Annotated in this window: 12 protein-coding genes; 7 read left to right on the plus strand and 5 right to left on the minus strand. The window is 42.8% G+C overall.

All coding sequences use genetic code 11. From position 1 onward, the window contains the following. Nucleotides 1–61 precede the first annotated feature (61 nt). The 4 genes from JWG45_RS20300 (at nt 62) to JWG45_RS20315 (ending at nt 5785) form a co-directional block, all read left to right on the plus strand. A complete protein-coding gene (locus tag JWG45_RS20300; RefSeq protein ID WP_205281417.1) occupies nt 62–1765 on the plus strand; it encodes a B12-binding domain-containing radical SAM protein in 1704 nt (567 codons plus the stop codon). A 172-nt stretch (nt 1766–1937) separates the two neighbouring features. Further along, on the plus strand, nt 1938–3047 hold the full coding sequence (locus JWG45_RS20305) for an AraC family transcriptional regulator (RefSeq protein WP_205281418.1): 1110 nt from the start codon (nt 1938–1940) through the stop codon (nt 3045–3047). Between the two features lie 294 nt (nt 3048–3341). After that, nucleotides 3342–4433: a fatty acid desaturase gene (locus tag JWG45_RS20310; RefSeq protein ID WP_205281419.1), complete on the plus strand. Its 1092-nt coding sequence runs from the start codon at nt 3342–3344 to the stop codon at nt 4431–4433. 14 nt (nt 4434–4447) lie between these two features. After that, nucleotides 4448–5785, plus strand: a complete 1338-nt coding sequence (locus JWG45_RS20315) for a phthiocerol/phthiodiolone dimycocerosyl transferase family protein (RefSeq protein WP_205281420.1) — start codon at nt 4448–4450, stop codon at nt 5783–5785. Between the two features lie 14 nt (nt 5786–5799). Here JWG45_RS20315 and JWG45_RS20320 read toward each other — a convergent pair whose 3' ends face one another. The 4 genes from JWG45_RS20320 to rsgA form a co-directional block, all read right to left on the minus strand. After that, nucleotides 5800–8265: a hybrid sensor histidine kinase/response regulator gene (locus tag JWG45_RS20320; protein ID WP_205281421.1), complete on the minus strand. Its 2466-nt coding sequence runs from the start codon at nt 8263–8265 to the stop codon at nt 5800–5802. Between the two features lie 249 nt (nt 8266–8514). After that, entirely contained in the window at nt 8515–9081 is a 567-nt protein-coding gene (locus JWG45_RS20325; RefSeq protein WP_205281422.1) for a ClpP family protease, read from the minus strand. A 9-nt stretch (nt 9082–9090) separates the two neighbouring features. Then, complete coding sequence (locus tag JWG45_RS20330; protein ID WP_205281423.1) at nt 9091–9669, minus strand: RNA polymerase sigma factor; 579 nt, start codon at nt 9667–9669, stop codon at nt 9091–9093. Between the two features lie 114 nt (nt 9670–9783). Beyond that, entirely contained in the window at nt 9784–10857 is a 1074-nt protein-coding gene (rsgA, locus tag JWG45_RS20335; protein ID WP_205281424.1) for a ribosome small subunit-dependent GTPase A, read from the minus strand. A gap of 408 nt (nt 10858–11265) precedes the next feature. Between rsgA and JWG45_RS20340 the strand changes: the two genes are divergently transcribed. The 3 genes from JWG45_RS20340 to JWG45_RS20350 all read left to right on the plus strand — a co-directional run bounded on the left by JWG45_RS20340 (nt 11266) and on the right by JWG45_RS20350 (nt 17303). Continuing rightward, nucleotides 11266–14682: an alpha/beta fold hydrolase gene (locus JWG45_RS20340; protein ID WP_205281425.1), complete on the plus strand. Its 3417-nt coding sequence runs from the start codon at nt 11266–11268 to the stop codon at nt 14680–14682. A 48-nt stretch (nt 14683–14730) separates the two neighbouring features. Continuing rightward, nucleotides 14731–16302, plus strand: a complete 1572-nt coding sequence (locus tag JWG45_RS20345) for a GMC oxidoreductase (RefSeq protein ID WP_205281426.1) — start codon at nt 14731–14733, stop codon at nt 16300–16302. Nucleotides 16303–16592: 290 nt separating this feature from the next. Then, a complete protein-coding gene (locus tag JWG45_RS20350) occupies nt 16593–17303 on the plus strand; it encodes a class I SAM-dependent methyltransferase (protein WP_205281427.1) in 711 nt (236 codons plus the stop codon). 143 nt (nt 17304–17446) lie between these two features. On the opposite strand, the gene JWG45_RS20355 is transcribed toward JWG45_RS20350, so the two are convergent. Next, the gene (locus JWG45_RS20355) at nt 17447–21640 is read right to left on the minus strand and encodes an adenylate/guanylate cyclase domain-containing protein (RefSeq protein WP_205281428.1); all 4194 of its coding nucleotides are present in this window, start codon (nt 21638–21640) and stop codon (nt 17447–17449) included. Between the last annotated feature and the right edge of the window lie 11 nt (nt 21641–21651).

Consider the following 21651-nt stretch of genomic DNA (forward strand, 5'->3'; position numbering starts at 1 on the left):
ATCGCTACTCAATGGTAAACGAACCGCTTGATCTTGAAGTCGTTTCGGTTTCCATGGTGTCATGCGTCTTTTGCTCATTCAGCCGCCGGTGGAGGATTTTTATGATACCGATATCCGATTACAACCCATCGGTCTTTGCTATCTTAAAAGCGCCGTTCAAAAATTCTTGCCTGATGTAGAAGTGATCATTCGCGATTTTCATAGAGGCAACGGCGATAAACTCGCTGGGAGAAAAACTCTTTCGATTCCGAAAGAACTCAAATATTTAAAACAATTCTACCCGGTTGCGGACAAAAGCCCTTTCTCCACATTTTTCGAATACTTTCGCTTCGGCGCTTCTTACGAAGACATCGTTAAGGACGTGAAAATTCTTCAACCGGATCTTATCGGAATCTCTTCTTTATTCTCCCCTTATTACAGAGAAGCCCTAAAAATCGCGGCGGCAATCAAAGAAACGATGAACGTTCCGATTCTTATGGGAGGTTCTCATGTTTCCGCTTGTCCGGAATTGATGCTTTCCGATCCGAACGTGGACTTTATCATTCGAGGCGAGGGCGAAAAACCGATCTGTGATTTTTTGGAAGAATTTAAGAACGGAAAACGTTATGCTACCGTTGATTCGCTCGGCTGGAAAGAAGACGGAAAGATGATTTTCAATCCGATCGGAGAAAATTTTTCCATTCGTGAACTTCCGCCGCCCGATCTAACTTCCCTTTCAAAAGAACACTATCTTTTCGAGGGAAAGCCGATGCGTTTTATCATCACGTCCAGGAGTTGTCCTCATCGATGTAGTTTTTGTTCGGTTCACACTACGTTTGGAACTAAGTATCGAAGAAACACGGTCGAGAACGTATTAAATGAAATCAAGGAATCCTACCAACTCGGTTATCGAGTCTTTGATTTTGAAGACGACAATCTTACCTTTTTCAAACCTGAGATGAAAGAACTCTGCGAAGAATTGATCCGAAACTTCCCTGAAAAAGACGTTCAATTTGTAGCCATGAACGGAATTTCCTATATCAGCTTGGATTCGGAACTTTTGGTTCTGATGAAGAAAGCGGGTTTTACAAACCTAAATCTTGCGTTAGTCAGCTCGGATAAACTCGTAAGGGAAACTACAAAAAGACCTCATACAATCGAAAAATATCTTCAGATCGTAAAAGAAGGTTTTGAACTCGGTTTCCAGATTACTTCCTACCAAATCCTAGGGCTTCCGATGGAAACTTTGGATTCGATGATTCAAACCCTTCAATTCAACGCGGGACAACCCGTATTGATGGGGGCTTCTCTTTTTTATCTGACCCCCAATTCTCCGATCGCGGCGGGTTTTCCGGAAAGAAACGAATCGGACGTATTCTTATCCAGATTGACTTCCATGGCGATTCCTTCCGAACATTTTGAAAGAGAAGACATCTACTCCCTTTTTATCGTTACACGAATTCTTAACTTTCTAAAAAGTGCTACGATCCCAAAAGGAGAGACGATTTTCCTTTCCGATGCGCTTTCGATATTGGAAAAATCGGGAGTTCGATCTTTGATCGGAGTCGAATTATTTCATAAACTTATCAAAGAAAAAGTACTCCTTGCCTCCACAACCCAAGGAGAAGTCCCTCTGGAGAAATTTCGTTATTCAATTTTTGAAAGGGTTTTTTGCAATATAAAAGAAATCGCGACTCTTTCCGGAGGAAAAATCCTTCTTCCAGACTGGAAGGAAACGGAATCTTCATTTCCGCAAAATTCCGATGTTCACTCGAGTTCGTTTTAAAAAATCCGAAACGAAACGGAAGTCGAGTACATCTTCATCGTCGATCAAAACCGGATCTTTGAGAATATTAAGATTCTTTACTTTATTCTTCTTTGTATAATTTTAAGAATCCCGTAAATCCTTGACATATTTTTAGAATGGGATATTGCTCCTTCGTCGATTTTAAATTTTTATGAAAATTTTGTCCTCATTCTTCTTTTCTTTTACCATCTTCGGATCCTATCTCGGCATTTTACTCTGTTTCGGACAACTCGTCTTGGAAAGAAAAACGGCGCTCAATCGTTTGTTGGCCGCGCTCTTTTTAGGATTAACTTGTTTGCAAGTCAGCGTCCTTTGTATCACGACAAACGCTGAAGAATCGTTCCCGCATATAGTTCTTTTGTATCTTCCCGTTTTGGGAACGATAGGGCCGATTCTTTATGGAATCCACAACATCATACAGGATCCGAATTTTGAAAAGACTAAGTTCGGAATCAAAGGAAAACATTGGATTCTAGCGGGAATGTTTTGGCTTTTTTTCGCCGTGAGTTTTTTTGTACCCGACGCTACGATTCATGATGGAATCAGATTTTTTCTCGAAAACAGAGGTAAAACGGATTGGATCAGCGTATTTCCTTTGGGAATTCTGGTCGGATATCTGATACTAATTCTAAAAGGAAGTAGAACTCTCTTTCAAATCGAAATTCTTCGGCGGGAATGGACGGCGAGAGTTCTACTCTACATTCTTTTTGCGACCACGATCAACCATTCAACGGCTGCTTTATTTATATTTCATAAAAATGGAATATTCCTTAAGATAAGCTCCTCTTTGATGTCCTTGAGTCTTTGTATCTCATATCTTATAGGAAGAAAATATCCCCAATATTTTCAGAATCTCCAGAGCGTTGCGAGAGAATCCGCCAAAAAATATGCGCGCTCTCTTTTGCAGGGTTTGGATCTAAACGTGATCCGCGACAATCTCCTAATCTGCTTGGAAAAAGAAAAACTATTCAAAGACGAGAATCTCACCTTGTCTTTGTTAGCCGATGAACTCGCGCTCACGTCTCATCAGCTTTCGGAATTTATCAATCAGGAGATGGGTAAGAATTTTGCAGCGCTCGTAAACGAATATAGAATTCGGGAAGCTTGCGAACTTTTGGTAAAAGAACCTGAAAGATCGATTTTGGACATCGCCTACGAGGCCGGATTTAGAAGTAAAACTTCGTTTCATCGTTCCTTTTTAAAAAGAATCCGACTTCCTCCTTCGGAATATAGAGAGAAAAATACGAAAAAGAACTTTTAGAGCTTGTCCGAAAACCTCCAAAAAAAACGCCGAATACAAAACTCAAACTCTTAATAAAAAGCGGGAGTTCCAACAGATTAGATCTCTTTCTCGATTCGTGAACATTCGAACGAGTTCCTCCCGAAACATTCGAATAGGAGTTCCTACATTCTGAAATTTTTGGAACATCCCCTATTTCTTACATCCAATTTGAAATTTTCTGGAGAAGAGACCCGGTTTATAAACTGGGACGACAGATCCCAGGAAGCGAGTTAGCATAACACCGAATCTGCTAAACTTGAAATCAGGTGATTCATGAATGCTCCTCTGAAAATGACAAAAAAATCCTACGAGGTTCTTTCCGAAAAAGAAAGATCCGTAAAGATCATACGATGGATTCGTTTTTGGGACGCAAAAATCCGAAATCGATTTCCATTCTTAACACGATACCAGGATACGATCGGCTTGGGAATCACACTTGCTTCAGCACTGTTGATGATTCTTTTTGCGGGACTTTATATTGCCGACAAAATTCCGTTTTGGCTCTGCATCGCGTCTAACGCGTTCTTTTCGTCCTTATTACACGAGATCGAACACGATCTGATTCACAATCTTTACCACAAAGGGAATTCTAAAATTCAAAACTGCATGTTTTGGATCGTCTGGTTATTTAGGGCAAACACGGTGAACCCTTGGTTTCGAAGAGAAATTCATCTTTTACACCATAAAGTTTCGGGAAATAAAGAAGACGTGGAAGAAAGAATGATAGGAAACGGAATGCCCTTCGGTTTACGGAGATTTTTGACGATGATCGACGGAAATATGGCTTTGATTCTTCAAGGATGGAAGGTCGGCAAAGACGCGCATTTCTATCTTCGCAAAATTACAGCTCCTAGAATTATCGGCCCTTACAGAGAAACTTTCTTTTTCCTCTGGTATTGTTTCCTAATACTAAATACATTCTATTTTTTGAATATTATTGCAGTTCACCCGTTCGGTCAACTTTCGTTTCTGAATCCCATCCTTCCTATCCTAAACACTATCGCGGTCGTTTATCTCGTTCCAAATTGGATCCGTCAGACTTCAATTCAGGTGGTCTCTTCCAATATGCACTATTATGGCGATGTATCCAACGTTTACAACCAAACCCAGGTTCTAAACTCTTGGTTCGTCTTACCTTTCCATCTTTTCTGTTTTAACTTCGGAGCGACTCACGGAATTCATCACTTCGTGGTCAATCAACCCTTCTACTTAAGACAACTTACTTCGTATTTTGTACTTCCGGCGATGAAACGTTATGGAATTCGCTTTAATGATTTTAAAAGTATGCTCCGAGGGAATTCTAAAAATCCGACCGAAAATCTTTCCAAAGTTTCCAAATCGGTGGATTTCAAACCGCAGACATAGAATAAAGACGAGCGATGCAAACTCGGAACAACGAAAACTCTCAAGAAAACATACAAGAACGACTTCTCGATAAAGCCGAATCTACTTTTTGGCTTTTAGATCGGGTTTCTTCCATGAACTTCGCGGTAATCGCGGAAGGAGAAGGGGATTTGAACCCGGATCTGATTCGAAGGGCGCTCGATATAGTTCAAAAAAAACACCCCCTCGCAAACGTCCAAGTGGAACTTGGAAACGAGTCTGGCCTTATGTTCAAGACGGTTTTCGAAAAAAAAATTCCCCTCAAGATTCTCGACTTTGAGAATGAGCTTTGGAAAAATCGATTAGCGCATGAAGTTATGATTCCTTTTTCAGAGGGGGAATGCCCTTTGATCCGTGCCGTTTTTTTTCGTTCCTTCTCCGGGAATTGGATCCTGAGCATTATCTTTCATCACAGCATCGCCGACGGAAGATCCGGATTATCGTTTTTAATCGACGTATTCAAGGAAACGGAAAATATTTTAGATTATTCTAATATTATTAATCAAAAATGTCTGCCGAAATCGGTTCTTTCCTTATTAAAAATCGAAAAGGAGAATTCCGATAAACCGAAAATATCTCCCCCTTCGGAAGGACCTCCGGTTCGAATCGCCTCTTTACCTTCGTTTTCCAAAAAAAACCGGGAAACAAATCCAGTTTTGACGAGCTTTCAACTGAGTGAATCGGAATTGGAAATCCTTCTTTCCCTTTGTAAACAGAAAGAGACCACGCTCCACGGGATCGTCGGAGCCGCACAATTGCTCGCATTGTATTCTATGTTTGAGACCACAGACCCGATTCTTCTGAACCTTTCCAATCCTGCGGATCTAAAACCGAATCTATCCGAAAAAGTACCGAGTGAAACATTAGGACTTTATATCACCCTTCTTACGCTCGGGATCTTTGTCCGGAAGGACTCCAATCCTTGGATGATCGCGAAAGAAATTTCGGACGGACTCAGAGCTCAGATCCGAAACGGAAACAACGACGTCTCCTTCTACGGACTTATCCCGGCTGCGGATCAGATATTGAGTAAACCAAACGGAATCAAGACCCTCTCCGCCCTCTTGCAAAGATTTCCGCAATCTAGCGTTTTGAGCAACGTGGGTATTTTACCGGACCTACCTAAATTTCAAAATTTCAGAGTAACAAACCTTTCGTTTACTGTGCATCCTTCCGTGTCCCAATCCGTTTTTGTTTCCGCTTCCACTTATCAGAAAAAAATGACGATTCTTCTAAACTACGATTCAAATCGATGGACGCCTGATTCTTTCGATCTATTTAAGAAAAATTTTATGGAAATTCTCAGGGAATTAATAATCCAAACAGAATATTAGAATATTCTGTTTTATCAAAGTTTCCATTGAAAGGTCTCGATCCGCCCGGACCAATAATCCAAAGTTGACTTGAGACCTACCAAGTCCAGAGGTTTAACCAAACAATCATTCAGACCTAAAGCGATGTATTTTTCCTTGTTACTATCGATCGCGTCCGCGGTCAGAGCGATGATGATCGGTAATTCTAGATTTTCTTTCCGAGAACGAATCCAACTCGTCGCTTCGATTCCGTCAACTTCGGGCATGTGAATGTCCATCAAAACGATATCAAAAACGTCCAACTGCATTCTTTCGATGACTTCCCGGCCGTTGTGAACTACGACAGGATCGTAGCCGAGTTTTTTTAAAGCCCTTTCAATCAAAAGACAATTGGTTTCATTGTCTTCCGCTACGAGAATACGCATCTTTTTAGGAACTACATTCGTATAAACTTCGTTCAGCTCCCTTGTCTTTTCGGGTTCCAAAATAGTATCCACATCGGACTGCGAAGCGTTGTCGTACTCGATGGAAAACGCGAACCTAGAACCCTTACCTTCCTTACTTTCCAAGGATAAGGTTCCGCCTTGAAGCTCGATCAATTGTTTCGTGATGCTCAGTCCCAGACCGGAGCCTCCGAACTTTCTCGCGGTTGAAGAATCGCTCTGCGAAAACGCGTCAAAAACTTGTTTCTGCTTATCCTGCGGAATTCCGATTCCGGTATCGGATACGACGAACTCGATGGAAACCTTGTCCCGCGAAATTTTTTTCTGCGAAACTTTTAAAACCACACTTCCCTGATTTGTAAACTTAATTCCGTTACCCGCAAGGTTCCAAAGAATTTGTCTGAGTCTCAGCTGATCTCCGGAAACAAATTCTTGTATATCGTATTTACCTTCCAAATTGAATTCGATCTGTTTTCGTTTTGCAAGAGGACGGAGGAGATCGTGGATCTCATCCAGAACGGAACGAATCGAGAAAACTTCCTTATCCAGGATAATCTTTCCGGCTTCGATCTTTGAAAAATCAAGAATGTCGTTTATGATCTGCAAAAGCGACTTAGCCGAACCGGAAAGAATCTTAGTGTATTCTTTTTGTTCCTCGTTCAGTTTTGTGGTTCCCAACAACTGAACCATTCCGAGAACTCCGTTCATAGGAGTTCTGATTTCATGGCTCATATTTGCAAGAAAGCTGCTCTTTACCTTCGAAGCCTTCTCCGCCATTTCCTTCGCTTGGATCAACTCCCATTCAGTCTCTCTTCTTTGTTGAATCTCTTTCTTAAGAAGAACGATGTTCTTATGGATCTCGCTCTGAAGACCTTCTTTGAGTTTAAATTCCAAATCCTTAATTCTTTGTACAAGCATAATCGAAAATAGAATCGACTGAGAAATAAAAGCCAATTTCAAAACGTGAAGTGAAACAAAGTTGATCGAAAGAATTCCGGTCGCGCTTAGATTCACTACGATCGCAGCCGTCGGAAAGATCAGATGGATAAACAGAAGAATTTTTGCCGATTTAAAATCTTCCTGAATTCTTAAAAAACAAAAGTAGACTATGAGTAAATTATTTATTAGAATCCAATAATACGAAAACTGATTTAATTGAATCGGCGCTACGATCGAGGCCGGAATCAGGGACAAATTGACGATAGAATAGAGGATCGTGACAGCTTTCGCTTTTTTGCTTTTTTTTTCCGGATATAAAAATTCAAGAGAAAATAAAAACAAAAAAAGGCTCGCGGTATAAACGAGAATGAGCGTGACCGTAAGATAGTATTTCCCGTATTCGGGCTTAAATAGATTTAGAAACAGTCCGTCCCAAGAAGTTAGATAGACCGAAAAAAAGGTGATCATTAAAAAATAATACAGATACGATCTGGTTCTAAAGAAAAAATACAGGGAAAAATTATAGAGACTCATCGCGATCCCGAAGCCGAGAGTCAGTCCGACGATCACTAATCGAAACTGTTTCGTAAGACCGAATTTTTTTTCGGATTCCAGGAGAAGTGGAATTCTAAGTGGAGTTCCACTCTTGATACGAACTACGATTTGAATGGACTCTCCCGGTCTCAGATAAAAATCAAGAGAAGGGAAATTCCCTTCATAAACACGATTGGCGCCGGTTAAAATCTCGCGCGTTATCCGCTCATGTCCGTACTTATAGTGAATGTCGACTTCTTCCAAATAAGGATTATAAACTTCGAATTCTCCGTTGAATTCATTTTTGGTGTCATTCTCCAAAGGAATATAAAACCAAACCGTTTCTTTTGAAAATCCAAGCGAAAAGATCTCCGAAGGAATGTTCTGAAAATCCAGTCCCGAAACCTTAGAGAAAATTTTTTCTTTGAAGTCTTCCTTACCCGCATCTTTAAAGTAATGTACGAAGGTTCGAAAGTTTCCGGAATTTTGAAGTTTAGATACTTTTCCGTTCTCCGGCGACGCAGACTCGGCGATCACAGAATAATTGAGCAGCAGAGCCGCGCCGAAGAGTAAGAAAAATCTCATTTTGAATACAGAAACCAGATTTAGAAACGGGTATTTTGGTATTATATCCGCCGTCCGTTTTAAGAGTAAAAAGGTTTTTTCGAGGGGGATCCTTTTTGCAAGCCGCCGTAAAACAGGAGACGATCGATTTTAGAAAATTACGTCGATTTCAGACTTAGAATCTTCCGATTTCTATTTCAAAATTAAGCCTTGAGATATAAGAATCGGATTCTTAGAGTAAAGTTTATTAAACCTAAGAATCCTAGAATTTTAGGATTCACCTCCGATGATCTTATCGATCATGCCGTATTCCAAAGCTTCCTTCGCGGAAAACCAAGAATCCCGATCCGTATCTTGAACGATTCTTTCCAGAGATTGACCCGTTGCCTTTGCCATGATTTCGTTTAACAAATCCTTTTCCCTTTTGACGGATTCCGCAAAAATTCGAATGTCCTCGGCCGGCCCCTTAAACTCTCCCATAACATGCGGTTGATGAATCAAAACTTTACTGTGAGGATATGCTGACCGATTTCCCTTGTCGCCGGAAAGAAGTAAAACTGCCCCAAAGGACATTGCCATTCCCAAACAAACGGTATAAACCGGATTTCGAACGTTTTTCATCACGTCCAGAATCGCCAAACCAGCGTAAGTCGATCCACCCGGAGAATGAATAAAAAGTGTGACCGGTCTTGTCGGATCCACCGCTTCCAAATATAAGAATCGATCGATCAGATATCGGGCCGAGTTATCGTTTACTTCTCCCCAGAGAAAAACCTTTCTTTGTTCGAGATAAACGTTTTCGATCTGTCCGTTCGGATAGAATTGAGTCGCTTCCAAATTCTTCTCCTAAGCCGCTAATAAAAGCCTCATACGGGCTTCCGGTCTGAACGTCTCTCCGATTCCGTCTCTCAGAATATTCTTCAGATGAAGATGTCTTTTTTTGATAAAAGAGAGCGTCTTTCCCTCGGACTTAGAAATTTCGTCTAACGTGAAATTCTTGTAATAATACAACTCGATCAGTTTTTGATCGTCCGGATCCAATTTTTTAAGATTCTTAAAAATGGTATCGTAACATTCTTTTTCCAAAAACGTGGAATGTAATTCTTTCGAATTCCGATCCATCCGATTCGGATCCACAAAAATCAAAGCCTGATTTTCTTTTTTTCGAAGAATACGATCCCCGTGTTTGATCAAGACCCTTTTGAGTAAGGAAGGAAAGGCTGCGGGGGTTGTGATCTTTTCAAGATTTCGATAAAGATCCCAAAAGGATTCCTGAACCACGTCCTGGGAAAGATCCTCGTCTTTGAGAATCTTCGATACAAATCGAGTTGCAAAACGCGAAAACCTTTTTTGCAAAACGGTCCAGGCGCGCAAATCTCCTGACTTGGCCTTGTCTAAAAGTTCTATATAGGTTTTGTCTTTCATACGATTTAAAGTCCCGGAAAGTTTATATTTGGTTCTTAAAAAACGATCTTCCTCCGAGGATTTTTTAAAAAAAGGATTTTTCTTCGAAAGAAAACCCTCGGAGGAGCCCGAAATCTACGTTCTTCCCTTATCTTTCAGGCGATTCCTCAAAGCCTTGGCCATTTCTTTGTCCTTTTGTTTCCGTTTTCGAGCTTCGGACGGATCCGTAAGAACCTTGTGAGCCTGCAATTCTTTCAGGAGTTTTCGATAAGACGCATAACGTTCCTCTTGGATCGTCCCCGCTTCGATCGCGGCTTGAACAGCACAACCGGGTTCCTCTCGATGGGTGCAGTCGCGGAAACGACATTCCAAGGCGGCGGTTGCGATCTCCGGAAAGATGAGTTCGATCTCGTTCTCATCTCCTCCGGAGAAAAGACCAACTTCCCGAATCCCGGGGTTGTCCATCAGAATGCCGCCTTGCGGCAAAAGAAAAAGTTCCCTATGAGTCGTTGTGTGCCTTCCGGTTCCGTCGCTACTCTTAAGGGTGTTCGTTTTTTGAACCTCGGCACCTAACAAAGAGTTGATGATTGTCGACTTACCGGCTCCGGACGAACCCAAGAGAGCGATCGTCTTTCCCGGTTGAACGAAGTCCATCAGACTTTCGGTTTGTCCTGGATCCAAAGCGGAAATCATAATCACGGGAATTTCGCCCGCAATTTTTTTGATTTCTAAGAATTTTGCCTCCGGATCCTCGCAAAGATCCCGCTTATTCAAAACGATCGAGACTTCGGCGCCGCTGATCCGAGCCAAGAAGAGATAACGTTCGATTCTTCTCGGACTGTAATCGTTGTCGAGTCCCATGACCACGAGCAACAAATCGATATTCGAAGCGATCGCCTGCGCTTGATTTTTTTTTCCGGGGTTCGATCTTTTTAATAAGGTCTTTCTCGGAAGAATTCGTTCCACGATACAGAGATCGTCTCCTTCGATTTCTCGAACAAGAATCCAATCTCCCGTGACAAGAGATTCTCCGGAGGATAACAAAACTCCGGACGAAATTCCGCGACGTTCTCCGGAATGCGTTAGAATTTTAGAATATTCTCCGTAGACTGAAATGACCCGTGCGGGTATGAGATCGACCAAAGGTTCCGGGAGAAATAGGTCCGGATTCCAGCCGTACGAGGTGAGTAGTGAATTTGGTTGTGACATTTGATTCCTTCTGATTTTGAAATGGATACAAAACTCCCTTCCCTTTTCCAGGATCGTGAGGAGTTAGAATTTCAGAATGGAATCAAACAATCATATTCAGTTTTCTGAATTTCATGATCCGGGATTCTCGCCTAAAACGTCAATCAAAGAATGACGAAAAGAGGTATTGAATTAGAAAAACGTAAACCTCCCAGTTTTCTCTCCGAAAATAGCCTTTGGTTTTCCAAGGCGATTCCCCAAATTTTCTTTTTCGATACAAAATTCAGAAACAAACCAGAACTCTCTTTTTCGCGAGTATCCTTTCGCTTTGGCAAAATATTATCAATTCTTGGCAGGTTCGTTCACTATTTTTCTTGCAATATTTTCCTTTTTTGGAAATATTTTGCCAATTTAACCCAGGCAAAAACATTGATTAAAAAAATATCACAGTCCATAGAAAAAATCAAAGGTCAATACGATACGATCGTTATCGGTTCCGGTTACGGCGGCGCGATCGCCGCGTCCCGTCTTTCTAGAGCGGGAATCGAAGTCTGTCTTTTAGAAAGAGGAAAAGAAATTCGACCTGGAGAATTTCCGAATAAAGAACTTCAAGCTTTTGAAGAGGTACAAGCCAATTACGAAGACAAACATATCGGTCATCAACACGGGCTTTACGATTTTCACTTTAACAAGGACATCAATGTCCTTGTCGGTTGCGGTTTAGGCGGCACTTCTCTTATCAACGCCAACGTGAGTCTTCGCGCCGTTCCCGAAGTTTTTCAAGATAAATCCTGGCCTGCGAGCATTCGCAAAGAAGCCAAGGATCACGGATTGGACCCTTATTATTCCAGGGCCGAAGAAATGCTCCGGCCGAATACGATTCCTAAAAAATATTCCAATCTTCCGAAACACGAGGCTCTCAAAAAATCCGCAGCGTATTTGGGAAAAGAATTTTATCCGACTCCGATCAACGTCACTTTCGAATCCAAGATCAATCACGTAGGAGTTCAACAAGACGCTTGTACAAACTGCGGCGACTGTGTTACGGGCTGCAACGTCTCTTCCAAAAACACGACCTTGATGAATTATCTTCCCGATGCGGTCAACTTCGGCGCGCAGATCTTCACAGAAGTTAAAGTCAATTATCTTGAAAAGAAGGACGGCTATTGGTTGGTTCACTTCATTCCTCTCGGAGTGGATCGGGAAAAATTCAGCAAAGACGAACTTTTTATACGGGCAAATACGATCGTTCTCTCCGCCGGAGCTTTGGGTTCCACCGAGATTCTCCTTAGATCCAAAGAAAAAGGACTTAACCTTTCCGATCAAGTCGGGGTTCGGTTTAGCGGAAACGGAGATATGTTAGGCTTTTCTTATAATGGAACGGCCAAGATTAACGGGATCGGTTTTGGAAGCAAAAAGCAGAATGGAAACGGACCGGTCGGTCCTTGTATTACGGGGGTCATCGATACGCGAAAAAGCGCTTCGAAACTCGAAGACGGAATGATCATCGAAGAAGGATCGATTCCGGGAGCGATCCGAGGTCAATTACCTGCGGTTTTTGCCCTTGGCTCCAAACTCACAGGCATCAAAACAAAAAGAGGTTTTGTAACTTGGATTCTTGAGAAAATTCGAATTTTCATAAGTTTTATTCTCGGTCCTTTTCACGGAGCCGTTCGCAACACACAGACCTATCTTGTCATGGCTCACGACGATAACGACGGTAAGATGTTTTTAAAAGACGATCGTCTTCGTATTTCCTGGCCGAATGTCGGCAAAAAACCGATTTTTGAAAAGATAAGCAATATCCTAAAAGAATCCACGATTCCATTAAATGGAACGTATATTAAGAATCCCGTATGGAACAAATTGACGGATCAGGACTTGATCTCCGTCCATCCTCTCGGCGGATGTCCGATGGGAGAAGACGCGGCTTCTTCGGTCGTAAACGAAAACTGTCAGGTTTTTTCCGGAAAGAGCGGAGCTGTGACACACGACGGACTCTATGTAATGGACGGTTCCGTAATTCCTCGATCCTTAGGAGTCAATCCACTTCTTACGATCTGCGCGATTTCGGAAAGGGCCTGTGAAAAACTCGTTTCCGCAAAAGGAAGCAAGATTGACTACAGCCTTCCTTCTCATCCGAAAAATACGGAAGTCGTCGACGAATCCGTTTTGGGAATCGAGTTCACAGAATGTATGAAAGGATTCTATTCCACTCAGTCGAAAGAAGATTACGAACGAGGATTTCAAATCGGGCAGGACGAAAAAAGTTCTTTCGAATTCTTACTTACGATTCGAAGCAACAACTTGGAAGAGATGATCGCAAATCCGGAACACAAGGCTACGTTATTCGGCACCGTAAGAGCTCCTATGATCTCCAAAGACGTAATCACCGTTACCAACGGTGACTTTCTTCTTTTTGTCAACCGAGAGGATCGTATCGAAACTAGAAACATGGTTTATAAGATGATTCTCCAAACCGAAGAATCCAAACGTTATCTTTTCGTAGGAGCCAAATGGGTACAAAACGACGGGCTCACGAATATCTGGAGAGACACGAGCACACTTTTTGTCACGATCTACGACGGTGAATCGGAAACTTCTCCCGTTTTTGCAAAGGGAATTCTCCATATTCTTCCCGAAGACTTTGCAAAACAGATGACTACGATGAAAGTAATCAATTCCAAGTCGATCGCGGACACGGTTAAGGGAATGGCGAAATTCGGAGCTTTTTTTACGGGAGCGCTCTATGACGTGTACGGCGGAGTTGCAAGTGCGATCGTTCCTTGGGACAAGGATGCAAGACCGAGAACCAAAAGACCTCTTCGTGTTTCCACTCCGGAAACTTATTTTTTCAAAGCGGACGACGGAGCCGACCTCCGTCTCTTGCGATACAAAGGCGGCAATAAAGGGCCCGTACTCTTATCTCCGGGTCTTGGCGTTTCCAGTTTGATCTTCAGCATCGATACGATCGAAACCAATCTGCTCGAATATCTTTTCGAAAACAAATATGACATCTGGATGTTCGATTATAGAACTTCGATCGCTCTTCCTTCGGCCCCTCTTCCGAACACGGGAGACGTGATCGCGACCAAAGATTATCCGGCGGCGGTGAAAAAAGTTCGCGAACTCACCGGAGTGGATAAAATCCAAGTTGTGGCGCATTGTTTCGGGGCGACTACGTTTACGATGGCTTTACTCGCAGGTTTGGAGGGAGTCCGCTCAGTGGTCCTCTCTCAAATCTCGGCAGATGTCGAAGTTCCGACCGCGATGGATATCAAAGTGGGACTTCATACCGCCGAGTTGATGGACTTGATGGGAATCGAAGATCTGACTGCATATACTACGGATAACGCGGATTGGTTGGATAAATTTTTTAACTCCGTTCTCGCCCTTCAACCTCAGTCTTTCTTTTCCCACGACGTCAATCCGGTCAGTAGAAGAATCTCGTTTTTATACGGAAGTTTATACAAATTAGACAATTTGAATGAAGAAACTTATAGATACGGACTCGGAGAAATGTTCGGAGTCGCGAACATCAAAGCTTTCGAACATCTTTCCAAGATGATCCGCGCTCACAAGGTCGTAACCGCGACCGGCGCAGACGATTACGTCACACACATGGAAAGATTAAATCTTCCGATCACTTTTATTCACGGCGCTGAGAATCAATGTTATCTTCCGGAAAGTACGGAGAAAACCTATCAAACTCTGATCAATCGTTTCAACCCCTCCCAATACTCGCGTCACGTGATACCGGGTTACGGACATATCGATTGTATCTTTGGGAAAAACGCCCACAAAGACGTATATCCGCTCATACTTCAGGCTTTGAAAAAATACTGACACAAGCGAATATATTAGAATTTATTAAATCTCTTTTCGGAAGGAAGAATGTCAAACAACAACGTACAACAATACGACGCGGTCGTAATCGGATCCGGATTCGGCGGCTCCATCAGCGCCCTACGTCTTTCAGAAAAAGGACAAAAGGTTTTAGTTCTGGAACGTGGAAAAAAATATGCTCCGGGAATGTTTCCCAGGGACGTGCAGAACGTGAACAATCTCCTTTGGCGTTATCCCAAAAAGAAAAAATCCTTAGGACTTTATGAACTGAATTTTTTCAGCGGACTCGGAACGGTCACCGCTTCCGGTCTCGGCGGCGGATCCTTGATCTACGCGAATATTCACATTCGTCCGGACGACGCGGTTTTTCAAGATCCTAGATGGCCGGCCCCTTTCAATCGAAAATATCTGGATCCGTATTACGATAAAGTCGCCTCCAAACTCGACGTAAAACCCGTTCCTGCCGAATGGGACCTTCCGAAAAGAAATAAGTTCAAGGCGGCGGCGGATCTCAATGGACATCCTCACTTTGATCCGGACGAAGCGGTCAGTTGGTTAAAGGCTGCGAGACCGGGACAATCCACTTGCCTACGTTGTGCAGAATGCGAATTTGGATGCAACCACGGCGCCAAGAATACATTAGATTTTAATTATATTGCAGACGCTCAAAAGAACGGAGCCGTTTTTCAAACGGATTCTCTGGCTTCGCATATCGCCCCCGACCCAAAGGGAGGTTATATCGTTTATTATGAAAACACTGTGACCGGAGAAAAACATTCAGTCTCCGGAAAGAGGGTTGTACTTTCCGCAGGTACGCTGGGAACCAATCGAATTCTTTTTAAAAGCAGAGATTATTACAAAACGTTGCCGAATTTGAGCAAACAACTCGGAAAAGGATATTCCGGAAACGGGGATTTCTTGGGAGGAATCGAATCGAGTAAAACCGATCTCAAACCCTGGGACGGACCCGATGTAACGACGGTGATCAATTATTTTCCGAACGGATTTCAGTATACGATGGCGGCTCCTACTTTCAACGAACCCGTGATGACGGTTCTTGCTTCCTTAGGAATCGCAAAGCCGAATTGGTTTTTAAGAATGATCGGCCCTCTTTTCTGGAAAAGTCTGAAGTGGATTCTTCCTTTCATCTTCAAGAAGGGATGGATTTCTAAACCTCTACCTCCAGGCGCTCCTGGCGCAGGCGATCCAAAATACATGACAAATCTCTTCGCAATCGGAAGAGACAATGCAAACGGAAGAATCGTTCGATGTGGAAAAGACATCGACGTAAAATGGAAGTATTCAAAGGAGAATCAAACTCTCATTCAGAACATGACCGCTTCCATGCAACAAGTTGGAGACGCCTACGGGGGACAGTTCGGTCCTCTTGCGACTTTCCTATTGTTCAATCGGATTCTTTCCGTACATTCGATGGGAGGTTGTCATTTAGGAGCCAATCCGGACAAAGGTGTTGTTTCCGAAACCGGAGAAGTTTTCGGATATAAGAATCTATTCATCGCCGACGGATCCGTGATTCCATCCTCCATCGGATTCCACCCCGTTATGACCATTTCGGCCGTAGCGGAACATACTGCAGCTTCGATCTGCTCCGGCCTATAAGGAAACTGAAAAATCTCCGTGAAACTCCTATCAGAAGAATCTGCCGAAGCTCCAATATTAAAATTGACAAGGACGCAATGTATTCTAAATTTCTAATTTAGAATACATTGATATAACTTTTAAAACAAAGCGTAAAATGAAAAAATCAAATTACGTTTTATTTTAAACAAAAACAAACACGAAGTATCAAAAATAAATTCTTACTCAAAAAAAATAGAGAATCGACCTTCACGCTTTCAGCCTACTCTATAGTTCAATATACAAAAAGAAAAAAAGGAACTCGCGTAAAAATGCAACAAAATCAGCTTTATATCGATCTCGGATTGTCCGAAGACAAATACAGCCAGGAAGTGATCGAAGGACAACAGGTCTATACGAGTAGTTTTTTAAGAATCTACGACTTAGTGGTTTTACACATCATCAGCCGATGGTTCTGGCGTTGTCCTCCTCAGAATATGGTTCAGCTCTACAATAAATATCTCACCGCCAATCATCTCGACATTGGCGTAGGCACCGGTTATCTTTTACAAAAGGCAAAATTCCCGGTTGAAAAACCCGCAATTTCGGTGATGGATCTAAACGTAAACAGTCTTATCGAAGCGAGGAGACGTTTATCGCATCTCGCAGGTACATTCAACGCTTACCGGGCCAATATACTCGAACCGATCCAAACGAATGAAAAATTCGATTCCATAGGTTTAAGTTTTCTCTTTCATTGTGTTCCGGGAGCGATCCGCGAAAAGGCGTCGACTGCATTTCGAAATCTTCTCAAAATTCGAAATCCGGAAGGGGTAATTTTCGGATCGACCGCTCTACACGACCTTGGACAAACCCATTATCTTTCTCGCAGAGGAATGAAAAATTTAAACCGAAGAGGGGTTTTTCATAATACCCAAGACACGTTTTCCGATTTAGAGGCGGCTCTCCAAGAGAATTTTAAGGATTATGAATTGTATGTGATCGGAGCGATCGCCTTCTTTGCCGGCAGAAAAGCAAAGTAAAAGAAGAATCGAATTTCCCTACAATTTCGATAAGTATCTTTTGAAACCCCTTGAAATCGGACATCCAATCCGATTTCAAGCCGCGAGCGAGCGCCAAAGTCATCACATTCAGAAAATCGAATATTCTTCTTAATTAAAAAAGACTAATAGAGAGGATTGGCTTCCAATCTTTTTAGATCCCTCTTCGCATCCAGTTCCTGAAAAATCGATTTCGCCGTCGAGACACGCTCTTGATCTCTTAGGAGCTGGCCGATTTCATACAACGCCGTCGCGTATTCCCAACGGTTCATCGTATTGGAAAGAAAAAGTTCAGCTTCCTTGAAGATCGATTCTGCCTTTTTAACGTTTCCTGAATAGAATTTTAATTTTCCTTTTAAAACCAAAGCCGGGCCGTAGAGATACGGTAACGACTTTCCTAATTTCAATCCGTTCTTTAGACCGTATTGAATGATTTTGTTCAAACTCTTATCGCCCGTTTCTCTTTGTGCAAAAAGCGCTGCTTCCGCAAGATAGACGTTTCCGATTTGAAGTTGCGGAAATTTCACTTCACATCTTAAAAATCCTTCATAACTTCTTTTAGACCAATAAGCGGCTTTTTCCGTCCAACCTTCGTAGATCGTAAGTTTGAGAAGTTTATTGATCGTAGAAAGCTCGTTCATCACATCGTTTTCAGACGCAGCCCTTTCCGCCTCGACCATCAGTCTTTTTTCTAAATCCGACGGATCGACTTCTCCGAGAAGATATCCGAAATATGGGGACCAAATACGAGTCCACCGCAACTGTAACTGAGCTCCGAGGTCGCTCGCCAACTCGCCGATATCATCAAAGTATTTCTTTGCGGTTCTAAAATCGGATTGGAAATAATAGAGGAATCCTCCGGAAGAAAGCGCTGAAAGCAGATCCCACTTTTCACCGACTTGTCTATAGATCGCTACCGAATCGTGAAGATAGGGAAGACCCAAATCCGGACGATTCTGCATCATATAATAGATTCCGTGCACGAGAAAACCGATCGCCCTTGCATAAGGATCTCCGGTTTTTTCAGCGAGCTCCATTCCCTTGCTCAAAAAATGTTTGGAAGGTCCGAAAAGATTCAATCCGAAGAAGACCTGACCTAACGCGCATTCGGCGAGGGACTGACGAACAGGATCGTCAAACCGTTGAGTGGCGTTATATTGGGTAAATACGGACCAACCGAATTTTTTGATGTCCTTCATGATGTATAACTTTGCGAGTGTCACCAAAATCATACATCTCAAACGTAATCTTTCAGCCTTATTGGCGGAAGTATAAGACGGTCCCAAAAGGGAAAATCTAAGAACAAAAGGAAGTTGTAATACGATTTTAAAAATCGTATCCGGTCTGCTTCCCGGTGCGCGGATTCCGGTAAATCGAAGCGCCGTTTCCAACGCCTCCATCGCGCGGGGAATATCGTCCTGTTCTTGATAGACCTGGCCCAAACCGGTGTAGGAGCGAATCAGATTCAAAGTGGACTTATTCTCCAAACAATCCATAAAAAGCGCTTCCGCTTTGGAATATTCGCCCAATTGTCGATGAACGTGGGCCAATTCTTGAGTAATCTCATAATAAAGATCACTTTTACTTTTACCCGCTTGAACGATCATTTCCAGAACTTGACCGTAGTGATAAATCGCGTCTCGGTTTGCGTATCGACTTCTCGCCTTACGGGCGGCCATCAAAGAATATTTGGAAGCCTTTTCGTAATCGGCGCACTGCTGATAGTGAAACGCAAGGATATCCGCCATCTCGACGATATTGCCTTCGTTCTCTTCTTCGATAAAGGATGCGATTCGTTTGTGCAAATCCTCACGCGTCGAATGAAGAAGTGTATTGTACACGATGTCTCTGATTACGATATGTTTAAAAATGTAAGTAAGAGGATCGGTGATCTCCAAAGGAGTCAGATCCAATCCTTCCAAACTCTGTAGAATGTTTTGAATTTCGGAACGGAATTCCACTGGAAGAAGATGATTGAGCGTCTGAACGTTGATCAAACGTCCGATCACCGACGCCGTTTTTAAAACGATCTTTTCCCGTTCCTGCAAACGATCCACACGAGCGAGTAAAACGTCGTTGAGTGTGTTCGGTATTTGGATATCCCTTGTTGTTTCCGAAGGAGAAAGGGTTCCATTCTCCAATTTTTTCAAAGTTCCTTCTTCGATCAAATTGTGAACGATGGATTCAAGAAAAAACGGATTTCCACTGGATCGATTTAGAATCTGATCCAAAAAATCCTCCTGGCTCGTATCCATCTTGAATTTATGAACGAGAAAATCTCTCGCTTCCTCCGGTTTAAATTCCTTCAAACGAATGAGTTCCTCGTTCGGCGCCACGGATTCTTCCGCAAACTGCCCTTCCGGCCTGGAAACCAAAATCAACATGGCTTTCATCGAAGGAAGTCTGGCGGCTAATTTTTCCAAAAGTCGGCTGGAAAGTTCGTCGATCCAGTGAACATCTTCGAAAATCAATAAAAGAGGTTTTCGTTCCGCGCGTTCTTGCAGTAAGGAAATGATGATTTCGAAAAGTCTTTCGTTCTTTTGTTTTCTGTCGATCTCGCGGGTCAAAGGATCTTCTTCGACCGGAACCCCCATCAAAGCGACAAGAGCTTTCGCCCATGCGATATCAAACGAATTCAATTTCTCTAATGCATTTTCCGCCTTGAAAACTCTGGTTTCGATCGAGTCGTCTTCGAAAATTCCAAGAAACAAACTGAGCAATTCTTTCCAAGGATAGAATGGGGTAAATTTTTCGTAAGGATAACAATAACCGATGAGAATCTCAACTTCTCGATCGTAAGCCTGATCGATAAAGGTATTCGTCAATCGGGACTTACCAAGTCCGGCATCCGCGATCACTCTACAAACGACTCCGCCTTTCTCCATCGAAGTATCGAGCATTTTGTGAAGACGATCGATCTCATCCTTTCTTCCGATCATTGGATCTCTGTATTGGATGAGCAAACCTGGTATGTTTTTTTGTTCCCCGGTGAGTTGAAAAACCTTTTTAACGCCGCTCACACCTTTGAGCTCGATGTCTCCGATTTCATGGAAGGTAAAATTCTTACCCAACTTACTTTTGGTTTGGGAATCGATTAGAATTCCCGTTTGTCCAGCTAACGTGGAAAGACGAGCCGCGATGTTCATCATTTCTCCGATCGCGGTAAAGTCCTTTCGAAAAGGAGCTCCCAAATCTCCACAATAGGCCATCCCCGTGGAAATTCCGGTTTGTAGATTTTTTGCTGCCGGAAAAGCCGAAGCCCCTTCTGTCAGCCGTAGCGCAAAACGCGCCGCTAAAGCTTCCTTGTTTTCCAGAGCCGCAGGCGCTCCGAAAAGAATCAAAAAAAGCGCACCCTTATCGGACAAATCCGTAAGAACGAACGTTCCCGAACAAGCGGCAACAATACCTTGAATATAAACAAAAAAGTCGTTAAAATTCTTAGAATCGGTGCTGGATTCCAAAGGAGAATCTATATGTACGAATGCCGCCGCGACTTCCCGATAATCTCCGGAAAACGCCCTGTGAACGTTTGTAATTCTCTGATACAACTCCGGAACGATAAAACGTCTGCAACGTTTGAAAAAACGCTCCGAAGAGATCCTTTCCGCGTTTTCGGAACGGGAGGGAGGAACATAGTTATTGTCGATTCTTTCACAATCGATCAGACGTACGAAGTTGGAATTTATACTTTCTCCGGTTTTTGAATCCGGAAGAAGATCCCATAGTTTCGCGCTGAGAATGATCTCTCCGCCTAACGCCAGTTTTTCGGCCGAAATCGAATCGTCGACCGGCGCTCCCGCGATAACGGCTCTTAAAAAACGATCCGGATCGCCCAAAATGAATTCATGATATTCTCCGTAACCAAGACCGACTCTCGCCGGAAGATTGACGTTTTCTCCCAAAAGTTGACTGGAACTGTATTCAGAAATCGAATTAAAAATTCCTAATGCACAATTGGCAACGCGCAACGCGGCGTCCGCATCCGTTTCGTCTTCCTTTTTTTCGAAACTTACAAGAACCGAGTCTCCCGCAAATTGATAAACCGCACCACCCCATTGATTCATGTGGTCTAAGAGCGCGGTATAATAATTAGAAAGAACGGTTTGAAGAGCGTCAATTCCTCTCGTACCTTTTGCCGCAAGAGCCAAAGTTGTAGGAGTAAAACCTACGACGTCAAAAAAAAGGACTGCGCCTTCGATCGACTGAGAACGCTGGAGTTTCGACTCGTTGGAATCTGCCAATTTTCGGACAACCGCAGACGGTAGATATGGTCTGATCAGTTCAAGTGTGTCTTTGATGGATTCCGTTGCACTATTCATAATAATCCTAA

The organism is Leptospira ainlahdjerensis (genome assembly GCF_016919175.1).
In the GTDB taxonomy this organism is placed as follows: Bacteria; Spirochaetota; Leptospiria; order Leptospirales; family Leptospiraceae; genus Leptospira; species Leptospira ainlahdjerensis.